Source organism: Aquibium carbonis, from assembly GCF_003970795.1.
Lineage (GTDB): Bacteria > Pseudomonadota > Alphaproteobacteria > Rhizobiales > Rhizobiaceae > Aquibium > Aquibium carbonis.
Genome location: NZ_RWKW01000094.1, coordinates 17,273 through 28,191, shown reverse-complemented (window position 1 = coordinate 28,191; position 10,919 = coordinate 17,273). Strand labels below are relative to the sequence as shown.

Here is a 10,919-nt window from a genome sequence, read left to right as displayed (position 1 = left end):
CCCGCGCCGTCGGCGGCGTGGAGGCCGGCGGCTGGCTGGTGGCCCGCGCCGGCCTGCTCGACGGCCGCGCCGCCACCACCCACTGGGAAGACCTCGAGGACTTTTCCGCCGCCTTTCCGGCCATCGACGTGCGGCCTGACCGCTATGTCATCGACGGGCCCGTCTTCACCACCGGCGGCGCTTCGCCGACCTTCGACCTGATGCTGCATCTCGTCCGCTCGCGGCTCGGCATGGCGGTGGCGCTCGATGTCGCCTCGGTGTTCATCTACGATCAGGCGCGCGCCGCCACCGATGCGCAGCCGCTGGTCTCGCTCGGGCGGCTCGACGGCTACGATCCGCGACTGGCGCAGGCGATCCGGCTGATGGAAAGCCATGTCGACCGCCCGCTGCCCGTGCCGGCCATCGCGCTGCGCGCCGGCGTCACCGCGCGCACGCTGGAGAAGATCTTTGCCGCCGCCATCGGCGAGACGCCGGGCGCCTACTATCTGCGCCTGCGCCTCAACGCGGCTCGCCGGCTGGTGCTCGACACCGCCGAGCCGATGGCCGACATCGCCGCCCGCACCGGCTTCTCCTCGTCAGCCGCCTTCAGCCGCGCCTTTGCGAAGGCCTTCGGCAAACCGCCGATGCGGATGCGGCGAGGCTGAGCACGCCTTGGCCGGACCGGCCGCGAAATGCTATGTGTTGTCTGAAGCGCGGCTGGCAGGAGGTTGCGATGGGTGAGATCGGAAAGCTCTTCAGGGACGGCGACAGCCAGGCGGTGCGCATTCCCGACCGGTTCCGCTTCGAGGGAACCGAGGTCGAGTTCCGCCCGGGCCCCATGCCGGGCGAGGTGATCCTGGCGCCGAAGCGGTTGGAGCGGACGGGCAACTGGGAGCGGTTCAAGGAAGCGGTCGGCGAGGTCACGCCCGACGATGTGCCCGAAGGGTTCCCGTGGCGCGACCGCCGGCCGGACGATCGAGACCCCTACGCCTGATGGCGCGCTATCTGCTGGATACCAACATCATCAGCTATGCCAGCTCTGGCCGTTCTCGAAAGGCCCTCGAACGGATAATGGCGAATTCGACCGAGCAGATCCTGGTGTCCGCGATCTCCTGTGGCGAGCTCTGGTACGGGCTGAAGCGAAGGGACGTCGGAGAGCGCCTGAGGACGGCAACGGCGGCGCTCCTGGCGGAAGCGACCATCCTCCCTTGGACCTCCGAGACCGCCGATATCTATGCGGACCTTCGCTACGCGATGGCACGCAACGGCAAGTCCCTCGCCCCCCTCGACCTGCTGATCGCCGCGCACGCGCTGGAGGCCGATGCGACGCTGGTCACCAACGATGCCGCGTTCCGCCACGTGCCGGGGCTGACCGTGGAGGACTGGACGGCGCCCTGAGGCGCCGCCCGTCTGTCGTCGCGAGGATCAGGCCGCCTTGTCGCTCCAGGCCGGATAGTCGACATAGCCCCTGGCGCCGCCGCCATACATCGTGGCGCGGTCGGGTTCGGCGAGCGGCAGGTCGCGGCGCAGGCGCTCGACCAGATCCGGATTGGCGATGAAGGGCCGGCCGAAGGCGACGAGGTCGGCCCGGCCGCTGGCAAGAGCTTCCTGCGCCAGTGCCTTGTCGTAGCCATTGTTGACGATCCAGGCACCCGTGCCGCCGGCATCGCGGTAGGCAGCCTTGAAGGCGTCCCAGTCGAATGCCTGGTCGCCCTGGGTGAAGTCGCGCGCGCCGCCCGTGGCGCCCTCAATGACGTGGATGAAGGCGAGGCCGCGCGCGGCAAGACCCTTGACGACGTATTCGAACAGCGGCTGCGGATCGGGATCGAAGGCATCGTTGGCCGGCGTCACCGGCGACAGGCGAATGCCGACGCGGCCCGCGCCCGCACCCTCGATCACCGCGTCGACGACCTCGAACAGGAAGCGCGCGCGGTTTTCGATTGAACCACCATAGGCGTCGGTGCGGTGATTGCTGCCCGAGCGCAGGAACTGGTCGATCAGGTAGCCGTTGGCGCCGTGGATCTCGACGCCGTCGAAGCCGGCCTCGCCGACTGCGGCCTTCGCGGCGCGGCGGTAGTCCTCGACGATGCCGGGGATCTCGTCCAGCTCGAGCGCACGCGGCTCGGAGGTCTCGGCGAACGTGCCCGAGCCGTCGGCGCCGACGAGATAGGTCTTGGACTTGGCGCGGATCGCAGACGGCGCGACCGGCTTGGCCCCGCCGGGCTGCAGGCTGTCATGCGAGATGCGCCCGACATGCCACATCTGCGTGACGATCCTGCCGCCGGCGGCATGGACGCTGTCGGTCACCTTGCGCCAGCCGGCGAGCTGGTCGGCGCCGTAGAGCCCCGGCACGTCGGCATAGCCCTGCCCCTGATGGCTGATGGCGGTGGCCTCGGTGATCAGGAGGCCGGCGGCCGCGCGCTGGGTATAGTACTCGACGGCGAAGGGACCGGGCACCGCATTGGGCGAACGGTTGCGCGTCAGCGGCGCCATGGCGATGCGGTTGGCGAGCGGAATGTCGCCGATCGTGATCGGGTCGAAGAGCGTGGTCATGGGAAGTCCTTTGCTTGGGGAGGATGCTCGAGGCAGACCGGTCGTCAGAGATCGTCGAGCGCGGCGCGGAAGGCGGCGATCACCGGCTCGTTGCGCTGGTAGAACGCCCATTGGCCGACCCGCTTCTGCGTGACGAGGCCGCTGGCGACGAGCGCCGACAGGTGCGACGAGACGGTGGATTGCGACAGACCGCAGCGTTCGAACTGGCCGGCGCAGATGCCCATCTCCAGTGGATGCATCTCGGCGGAGAAATGCCTGTCCGGCTCCTTCAGCCAGGCCAGCATCTCGCGCCGCACCGGACTGGCCAGCGCCTTCAGGATCGCGTCTCGATCAATCTCGATGTTTAGATCGGTCATGATCGATATATAGATCGGCGAGAGTCGATTGTAAGGGGTCGATCCGAAATTTCCGCCATGTCCGGCCGCAGGGCGCGGGTGGCCCTGAATGGCGGGGCGAATGTTTGACAAACCAGCCCGAGTTTTGGGAATGATGTCCGGACAACAAGGACCGCAACATGGCTGGCGATCGATATCCCAAACTCAAGGTGGCCGCAGTGCAGGCTGCCTGTCCGTTCATCAATCGCGAGGCCGCGACGCTGAAGGCCTGCGACCTGATCCGCGAGGCCGGCCGAAACGGCGCCCAGCTCGTGGTCTTCCCGGAAGGTTTCATCCCCTCGCACCCGAACTGGTTTCACCACCATGTGGCGACCGGCCCCAAGGCCAACGGCTTTCTTCTCGACCTGTTCAGGAACGCGGTGGAGATCCCCGGTCCGGTGACCGACCAGCTCGGCGAGGCCGCGCGCGAGGCGGGCGCGGTGGTCGTGATGGGTGTGTGCGAGAAAATCGGCGGAACGCTGGGCACCCTGTTCAACACGCAGATCTACATCGGCGCCGACGGCAGCGTGATCGGCAAGCACCAGAAGCTGATGCCGACGGCGGCCGAGCGGCTTGCCCATGCGGGCGGCCATGGTGACACCTTCGGAACCTTTCCGACGCCGCATGGCCCGATGAGCAGCCTGATCTGCGGCGAGAACAACAATCCGCTCGCCGTCTTCGCGCTCGCCGCCCAGCACACCCATGTCCACGCCATGAGCTGGCCGCCCTATGTCGGCCCCAACGCCGCGCCCGTCCGGCGCATCGCCGAGGTCGCGGCGCGCAACTTCGCCGAAGTGGCCGGCGCCTTCGTGGTCTCGGCCTGCGGCGCGCTCGACGACGACACCATTGCGCGGCTGGAGCCAAGCCCGGAGCACGAGGCCTGGCTGCGCAAGCCTGAATCGACGGGCGGCAGCATGATCGTGGCGCCGAACGGCGAGATCCTGGCGGGGCCGATGGGCAACGAGGAAGGCATCCTCTATGCCGATTGCGACCTGGAACAGGCCGTCCGGCGCAAGCTGAGCCGCGACTATGCCGGCCACTACAACCGCGCCGACGTGTTCCAGCTCGCGGTGAACACCAAGGCGCCCGTGCTGCATCGGCGAGAGGGCGGGCAGTAGCGCTCGCACCTTCGCGGGCGAGCGCGGATTCGCTTGCCGCGCGCGATCCCGGCATCACACGGCGAAAGCTGCGGCGGCCCTGCTGCGTGCAGGGCCGCGCGGCGTCATACCCGCTCCAGCGCGATGGCGATGCCCTGGCCGACGCCGATGCACATCGTCGCCAGCGCCAGCTTCGCGCCGCGCTCCCGCAGCTCCAGCGCCGCCGTGCCCGAGATGCGGGCCCCGGACATGCCGAGCGGATGGCCGAGCGCGATGGCGCCGCCATTCGGATTGACGTGCTCCGCGTCCTCGGGGATGCCGAGGTCGCGGAGCACGGCGATGCCCTGGGAGGCAAAGGCTTCGTTGAGCTCGATGACGTCGAAGTCGGAGGGCTTGAGGCCGAGCCGCGCGCAGAGCTTCTTCGACGCCGGGGCCGGGCCGATGCCCATGATGCGGGGCGGCACGCCGGCCGCGGCACCGCCGAGCACGCGCGCGATGGGCGTCAGGCCGTATTTCTTCACCGCTGCTTCCGAGGCGACGATCAGCGCCGCCGCGCCGTCATTGACGCCTGACGCATTGCCGGCCGTGACCGTGCCGCCTTCCTTCTTGAAGGGGGTGCCGAGCTTGGCCAGCGTCTCGACCGTGGTGCCGGCGCGCGGATGCTCGTCCTTGGCCACGACGACCGGATCGCCCTTGCGCTGCGGGATCGTGACCGGGACGATCTCCTTGGCCAGCCGCCCGTTCTCCTGCGCGGCAACCGCCTTGTCCTGGCTGCGCACGGCGAACGCGTCCTGGTCGGCGCGGCTGACGTTGAACTCGGCGGCGACGTTCTCGCCGGTCTCCGGCATGGAGTCGACGCCGTACTGCTTCTTCATCAACGGGTTGATGAAGCGCCAGCCGATCGTGGTGTCGTAGATCTCGGCGTTGCGGGAGAACGCCGTGTCGGCCTTCGGCATGACGAAGGGCGCGCGGCTCATCGATTCCACGCCGCCGGCGATCATGATCTCGGCTTCGCCCGCCTTGATGGCGCGGGCCGCGATGGTCAGCGCATCCATGCCCGAGCCGCACAGCCGGTTGACCGTCGAGCCGGGGATGACCGTCGGCAGCCCGGCCAGCAGCACCGCCATGCGCGCCACGTTGCGGTTGTCCTCGCCGGCCTGGTTGGCGCAGCCATAGACCACGTCGTCGATCGCTTCCCAGTCGACGCCCGCGTTGCGCTCGACCAGCGCCTTCAGCGGAATCGCGGCCAGATCGTCGGCGCGCACGAAGGACAGGGAGCCGCCGAAGCGGCCGATCGGGGTGCGGACATAGTCGCAGATGTAGGCGTCGCGCATGGCTCAGAGCTCCGGAACGTTGAGGTCGCCGACCGTCTCGCCGACGACGAGGGTCGCGCCGGTCACGGCCTGCAACGCCTCGATGCTGATGGATGGCAGTTTTTCGCGCACGACGAAGCGCTTGTCGATCACGTCGATGACGGCGAGGCTGGTGTAGATCGTCGTCACGCAGCCGACGCCGGTCAGCGGCAGGCGGCATTTCTCGAGCAGCTTCGGTTCGCCCTTCTTGGTGACGTGGTCGGTGACCACCCAGACCTGCTTTGCCCCGTGCACGAGGTCCATCGCGCCGCCGACGGCCGGAACGGAGCCCGGCCCCGTGCTCCAGTTGGCGAGGTCGCCGGTCTCGGCCACCTCGTAGGCGCCGAGCACGGCGACGTCGAGATGCCCGCCGCGGACCATGGCGAACGAGTCGGCATGGTGGAAGAAGGAGGCGCCGGGGTTCAGCGTCACCGCCTTCTTGCCGGCGTTGATGAGGTCCCAGTCCTCCTCGCCGGCCGGCGGCGCCTCGCCGAAGTCGAGGATGCCGTTCTCGGTGTGATAGGTCACCTCGCGGCCCTCGGGCTTGAAGGTGGCGATCATTTCCGGAAAGCCGATGCCGAGATTGACATAGGCGCCGTCCGGCAGGTCCTGCGCCGCGCGCCAGGCGATCTGCGCGTTCGAAAGCTTCTTCATGACTTCGCTCCCTCGCGCAGCAGCGCCTCTTCCTGGGCCGGGTTCGGCACCTCGACGATCCGGTCGACGAAGATGCCGGGCGTCACCACCGTTTCGGGGTCGATCGCGCCCGGCTCGACCACGCGGCTGGCCTGGACGATCGTCGTCTTCGCCGCCATCGCCATCAGCGGCGAGAAGTTGCGCGCCGCCTTGCGGAAGGTGAGGTTGCCCTTGCGGTCGGCCAGCTCCGCCTTGATCAGCGCCACGTCCGCCTTCATCCAGCGCTCCTGCACGTAGGAGCGGCCATCGAACTCCGCCACGGGCTTGCCCTTGGCGATGTCGGTGCCGAAGCTCGTCGGCGTGTAGAAGGCGGGGATGCCCGCGCCGCCGGCGCGGATGCGCTCGGCCAGCGTGCCCTGCGGCACCAGCTCCAGCTCGATCTCGCCGGCCAGATACTTGTCGGTGAAGGCCTTCGGGTCGGAGGAGCGCGGGAAGGAGCAGACCATCTTCGCCACCATGCCGGCATAAATCATCGCCGCGATGCCGATCGCGCCATTGCCGGCATTGTTGTTGATGACGGTCAGCCGCCCCGGCGACCCGGTCGCCTTGTAGCGGGCGACCAGCGCGTGGATCAGCTCGATCGGCGCGCCCGCGCCGCCGAACCCGCCGATCATCACGGACATGCCGTCCTCGATGCCGTCGAGCGCCTCTTCGATGCCCGGATAGATCTTGTTCATGCTCGGTCGAACCCTCCACCGCGCGGCAGTCTCGTTCGCTGCCGAATGTTCGCATTGCGAACAGATGTTTTGTATGCGATACGTATCTACATGGACCCCGAACCGAAGTCAATGCGCGCGCAGCCCACCGACCGCGACCTGGTCGCGCCCCTCGATCGCGACCTGGTCGGCTCGCTGACGCGCGGGCTGGCGGTGATGGAGATCCTCGCCGCGCATCCGCAGGGACTGACGCTCACCGAGATGGCGGAGAAGGCGGGCCTGACCCGCGCCGGCGCGCGCCGCTTCCTGCTGACGCTGGTCGCTTCCGGCTATGCCGTGCAGGACGGCCGCGTCTTTCGCCTGTCGTCGCGGCTGATCGCGGTTGCCCGGGCCTGGCTCGGCGGCGCCTCGCTGTGGAGCTTCGCGGAGCCTTTCATGCGGGAGGTCTCGCAGCACTTCGGCGAGGCCTGTTCGGCCGCGGTGCTGTCGGGGCAGGACGTGGTCTATGTCGCCCGCGTGCCCGGCCGCCACATCCTGTCGGTGGCGCTGCATGTCGGCACCCGGCTGCCGGCCTTCTGCACCTCGATGGGGCGGGTGCTTCTCTCCGACCTGTCGCCCGCCGACCTCGACGCCTTCCTCGCCCGCGCCGACATCCGGGCGCTGACCGGCAAGACCGTGACCGACCGCGCGGCGCTGCAAGACGCGATCCGGAAGGCGGGAACGGACGGCTTTTCGCTGGTCGACGAGGAACTGGAGCCCGGCCTGCGCTCCATAGCCGTGCCGATCCGCGACCGCACCGGCCGCGCCGTGGCGGCCATCAACGTCTCCACCCAGTCCGCCCGCCTGTCGGCCACGACCATGACCGCCGACGTGCTGCCCGCGCTGCGCGACGCGGCGCGTCGGATCGAGGATTTTTTCGTGGTGCAGTGAGGCATGGGGCGTCGCTGCCGCTATCCGCCTATCCGCGTTGCCCCCCCAGCACTCCCCCGCTATGCTTTCGTCGGAGCACCGCGCATGATCGCAAAAGTCGCCGAACGGAAGCAGAAGCAGGTCGACCGCATCCGCACGGCCGTCGCAACTGTCGAGCCGTCGCTAGCTGACTATGCGCGACGCCACGGAGGACGATTCGTTGTATTCGGCTCCGCAGCCCGAGGCGACCTACACCATGACAGCGACTACGATCTGATGGTGGATTTCGCATTGCCGATCGAGCGCGAGGCACGCGATTTTGCCGAGAGGCTTTGCATCGATGCCGGTCTCCGTCCCGACGTGCATCTCAAGCTTGACCTGTCGGCTGCCCTGTTGGAGCGGATCGTCCGCGATGGCCGGGTGCTGCAATGACCGACGCGCGCTGGATAGACATCGATGCCGACTTTGCTGCCGCCGCGGAGCATTTCGCGAACGGATGCACGCTCTACGACGTCGGTGGATTCGATGCGCCGGGGATCGACGGCTACCGCGCCAGAATGGCGCTGATGCATGCCTTGCAGTCGGCCTACACCTCGGCGGAAGCAGGAATGCTGCGGCTTCTCCGGCTGCTGTCCGAAGAGGCGCCCCAGGGCGAGGACTGGCACTACAAGCTGATCGAGCGACTCCGGGGTGGAATCGAAGGCGAGCGGTCCAGGCCCCCCGTGTTTTCAGACGACGTCGCGTCGGACCTGCACGAAACGAGGTCTTTCAGACACCGCGTCATTCATGGGTACGGCGACTTCAAGGCCGAGCGCGCGCTCCCCTCGATCGAGGCCGCTCGTCGGCTTTCGACTGCCTTGCCGATTGCAGTCGACGCCTTCAAGCGGCTCATCGACGACGGTTGAGGACTGCTCAGTCCCGAGCCTCAGATCTGCAAGTCGCCCTCGAACGCCCGTCCGCCGAGACCCCGCGCGGAAAGCGTGATCGCGGGCCGGCCACGACCGCTCCAGCGCTCCTCGGCGGCGAGGCGGACGCGGTCGGCGCTCCACGTCGCGGAGCACGCAACCAGCGAGGCGTCGCGGTCGCGGTAGCCGAAGCCGAGACCGTCGTCGAAGAAGATTTCGGCTTCGCCGGTCCCCTCGCCCGGCCCGGCGAACAGCGTCAGGTCGACGGCGCTCGCGTCGTGCGGCGCGGTGTCGGGCCAGGCGGTCGCCAGCGGCAGGATCGCGCCGGACCGCACCAGCACCGGCAATTGCCCCAGCGGCGCGGCGATCTCGACCGTCTGCCCGCCCTCGTGGACGTCGCCCGTGTGGAGATCGTGCCAGCCGCCGGCGACCCGCGGCAGCCAGGCCCGGACGTGGAAGTCGCCCTCCGCCACCACCGGCGCCACCAGCACGTCCCGCCCCAGCATGAAGACGTCGGCGTCGACAAGGCATTCGGCGTCGTCGAAATGGTAGAAGGTCGGCGCAATCACCGGCGTGCCGTCGCGATGCGCCTGGAAAGCCAGCGAATAGAGATGCGGCATCAGCCGGTAGCGCAGCGAAAGCGCGGCGCGCACCTTGTCGGTCACGTCCGGGTGCATCCAGGGCGTGTTGGTCGGGTCGGTGAGCTGCGGCTTCCACGAATTCATCACCGCGCGCGGGTGCAGCGACATCATCTCGATCCAGCGCACGAAGAGCTCGGGTCCGGCCTTCGGCCCGTCGAAGCCGCCGATGTCGTGGCCGGTGAAGGGCATGCCCGACAGGCTCATCGACAGGCCCTGGCGCAGGTTCCATTTCAGCGTGTGCCATGAGGTGCGGTTGTCGCCCGACCAGGTCTCGCCATAGCGCGCGATGCCGATCGGTCCTGCGCGGCTGATCGTGTAGGGGCGCTTGTCGGGCTCGCGGGCCAGCGTCGCCTCCCAGGTGGCGCGGCTCATCAGGAGCGCATGCACAGGCCGCATGTCGATGGCGGGAAGCGGCGCGCCGAAACCGGCCACCGTCGCCGTCTCGTCCCACAGCTCGCATTCGTTGTTGTCGTTCCAGGCCGCGGTGAAGCCGGCGTCGAGCACCTGGCGCGTGATGCCCTCCTTCCACCAGTCGACCGTCGCCTCGTTGGTGAAGTCGAGGCTGGAGCCGTTGCCGCCCCAGAACATCTCCACCGCCGGCTGCCCGTCGGCACGGCGGACGAACCAGCCCTCGGCGGCGGCCTGGGCGTAGGCCGGATGCTCGGTCAGGAGCACCGGCTTGACGTTGGCGCAGGTGTTGAAGCCGAGCTCGCCAAGCCGGCGAAAGAAGCCGGCGCGGTCGGGGAACTTGCTCTCGTTCCAGGTGAAGACGTAGCGCCGTCCGTCGGCCTTCGTCGTGTAGCCCGAACCGGAGTGGATGGCGCTGATGGGGATGTGCTCGGCGCGGCAACGCTCGGCGAAGCCGGTCATCACCGCCTGCGCGTTCGGCGCGTCGGCATGGTGCATGGTGGTGAAGGAAAAGCCCATCGACCAGCGCGGCGCGAAGGCCGGCCGGCCCGTGAGCGCCATCAGCCGGGGCACCACGTCGGACACTTTCGGCCCGGCGATGACGTAGAGCACGACGCCCTTCTCCTGCGCGTCGACGTGGCGGTAGTGCGGATGATAATTCGAATGCTCGGCGCCGAGATCGAAGGTGATTTCCGACAGCGTGTCGTAGAAGAGGCCCGTCGCGCCGCCCTCGTCGCTGTCGGCGATCACGAACGGCGCGTGCTTGTAGAGCGGGTCCTGCGTCTCGGCGTCGTAGCCGAGCGCGTCGGTCTGCAGGCAGCGCAGCCGCTTGCCGGTGTGGTCGAGCGGGCCGGCCTTGTCGCCGAGGCCGTAGTGCCGGTCGGCAAGCGAGCGCGCCTGGAAATGCCGGAACAGGCCGCGCTTTTCGAACCACTGGTACGCGCCGGTGGGCCGATCGGCGACGACCGTCTTCCAGCCGTCGCCGTCGCGGCGGCGGACGGTGAGCGCCAGCGGCGCGGCCTGGATTTCGACCGCCCAGTCGTCGCCGAACCGGACGCCGTGTCCGTCGGCGGCAGGCGTCGCGGCGAGCGGGGCGAAGCCCTCGGTCGAGAGACGGTCGCGCCCGGCCCAGGGCACGTCGCCGTCGGGCGCGATCATCCAGGTTCGGTCGACGGCGAGCCCGCCCTCGGGGACGACGGCGATGCGCAGCAGCCAGTCGGCGAGCGCCTCGACGCGGAGCGTGAAGCCGCCGGTCAGCGGGGCGGAGAGGGTGGCGGAGGTGGTGGAGAGTGGGGATGCGAGGGCGAGGAAGGTCATAGCTTTTCCGATATGTTTGCGTTCCGTCGCGCCCC

13 protein-coding genes are annotated in these 10,919 nt (G+C 68.9%); 7 read left to right on the top strand and 6 right to left on the bottom strand.

Features of this window, described 5'->3' with window-relative positions; genetic code table 11:
• The 3 genes from EJC49_RS21255 to EJC49_RS21245 all read left to right on the top strand — a co-directional run.
• A partial coding sequence (locus tag EJC49_RS21255) for a GlxA family transcriptional regulator (protein WP_126701937.1) occupies window positions 1-644 on the top strand: 644 nt, incomplete at its 5' end.
• A 68-nt stretch (window positions 645-712) separates the two neighbouring features.
• Window positions 713-973, top strand: coding sequence for an antitoxin (locus EJC49_RS21250; RefSeq protein ID WP_126701936.1), 261 nt, complete (start codon window positions 713-715; stop codon window positions 971-973).
• Window positions 973-1,377 carry a type II toxin-antitoxin system VapC family toxin gene (locus EJC49_RS21245; RefSeq protein ID WP_126701935.1) on the top strand — a complete coding sequence of 135 codons (405 nt, stop codon included), beginning with the start codon at window positions 973-975 and terminating at the stop codon, window positions 1,375-1,377. Before EJC49_RS21250 ends, EJC49_RS21245 begins: the two co-directional genes overlap by 1 nt.
• A 27-nt stretch (window positions 1,378-1,404) precedes the next feature.
• On the opposite strand, the gene EJC49_RS21240 is transcribed toward EJC49_RS21245, so the two are convergent.
• Window positions 1,405-2,532, bottom strand: coding sequence for an alkene reductase (locus EJC49_RS21240; RefSeq protein ID WP_126701934.1), 1,128 nt, complete (start codon window positions 2,530-2,532; stop codon window positions 1,405-1,407).
• A gap of 44 nt (window positions 2,533-2,576) precedes the next feature.
• Entirely contained in the window at window positions 2,577-2,867 is a 291-nt protein-coding gene (locus tag EJC49_RS21235; RefSeq protein ID WP_126701940.1) for an ArsR/SmtB family transcription factor, read from the bottom strand.
• A 179-nt stretch (window positions 2,868-3,046) separates the two neighbouring features.
• On the opposite strand from EJC49_RS21235, the gene EJC49_RS21230 reads away from it, so the two are divergent.
• A complete protein-coding gene (locus EJC49_RS21230; protein ID WP_126701933.1) occupies window positions 3,047-4,024 on the top strand; it encodes a carbon-nitrogen hydrolase family protein in 978 nt (325 codons plus the stop codon).
• Between the two features lie 104 nt (window positions 4,025-4,128).
• Here EJC49_RS21230 and pcaF read toward each other — a convergent pair whose 3' ends face one another.
• Genes pcaF through EJC49_RS21215 form a run of 3 tightly spaced genes read right to left on the bottom strand, consistent with a single transcriptional unit; the run spans window position 4,129 to window position 6,725 of the window.
• The gene (gene pcaF, locus EJC49_RS21225) at window positions 4,129-5,337 is read right to left on the bottom strand and encodes a 3-oxoadipyl-CoA thiolase (RefSeq protein ID WP_126701932.1); all 1,209 of its coding nucleotides are present in this window, start codon (window positions 5,335-5,337) and stop codon (window positions 4,129-4,131) included.
• A gap of 3 nt (window positions 5,338-5,340) precedes the next feature.
• Window positions 5,341-6,009, bottom strand: coding sequence for a 3-oxoacid CoA-transferase subunit B (locus EJC49_RS21220; protein WP_126701931.1), 669 nt, complete (start codon window positions 6,007-6,009; stop codon window positions 5,341-5,343).
• Window positions 6,006-6,725 (bottom strand): 3-oxoacid CoA-transferase subunit A, encoded by a 720-nt coding sequence (locus tag EJC49_RS21215; protein ID WP_126701930.1) that lies wholly within the window; start codon window positions 6,723-6,725, stop codon window positions 6,006-6,008. Before EJC49_RS21215 ends, EJC49_RS21220 begins: the two co-directional genes overlap by 4 nt.
• 111 nt (window positions 6,726-6,836) lie before the next feature.
• Between EJC49_RS21215 and EJC49_RS21210 the strand changes: the two genes are divergently transcribed.
• The 3 genes from EJC49_RS21210 (at window position 6,837) to EJC49_RS21200 (ending at window position 8,518) form a co-directional block, all read left to right on the top strand.
• The gene (locus tag EJC49_RS21210) at window positions 6,837-7,634 is read left to right on the top strand and encodes an IclR family transcriptional regulator domain-containing protein (RefSeq protein WP_126701939.1); all 798 of its coding nucleotides are present in this window, start codon (window positions 6,837-6,839) and stop codon (window positions 7,632-7,634) included.
• Between the two features lie 84 nt (window positions 7,635-7,718).
• Window positions 7,719-8,045 carry a nucleotidyltransferase family protein gene (locus EJC49_RS21205; RefSeq protein WP_170314817.1) on the top strand — a complete coding sequence of 109 codons (327 nt, stop codon included), beginning with the start codon at window positions 7,719-7,721 and terminating at the stop codon, window positions 8,043-8,045.
• Window positions 8,042-8,518: a ribonuclease toxin HepT-like protein gene (locus EJC49_RS21200; protein ID WP_126701928.1), complete on the top strand. Its 477-nt coding sequence runs from the start codon at window positions 8,042-8,044 to the stop codon at window positions 8,516-8,518. The genes EJC49_RS21205 and EJC49_RS21200 overlap by 4 nt, the downstream gene beginning before the upstream one ends.
• A gap of 20 nt (window positions 8,519-8,538) precedes the next feature.
• On the opposite strand, the gene EJC49_RS21195 is transcribed toward EJC49_RS21200, so the two are convergent.
• A complete protein-coding gene (locus EJC49_RS21195) occupies window positions 8,539-10,884 on the bottom strand; it encodes a glycoside hydrolase family 31 protein (RefSeq protein ID WP_170314816.1) in 2,346 nt (781 codons plus the stop codon).
• Window positions 10,885-10,919 lie beyond the last annotated feature (35 nt).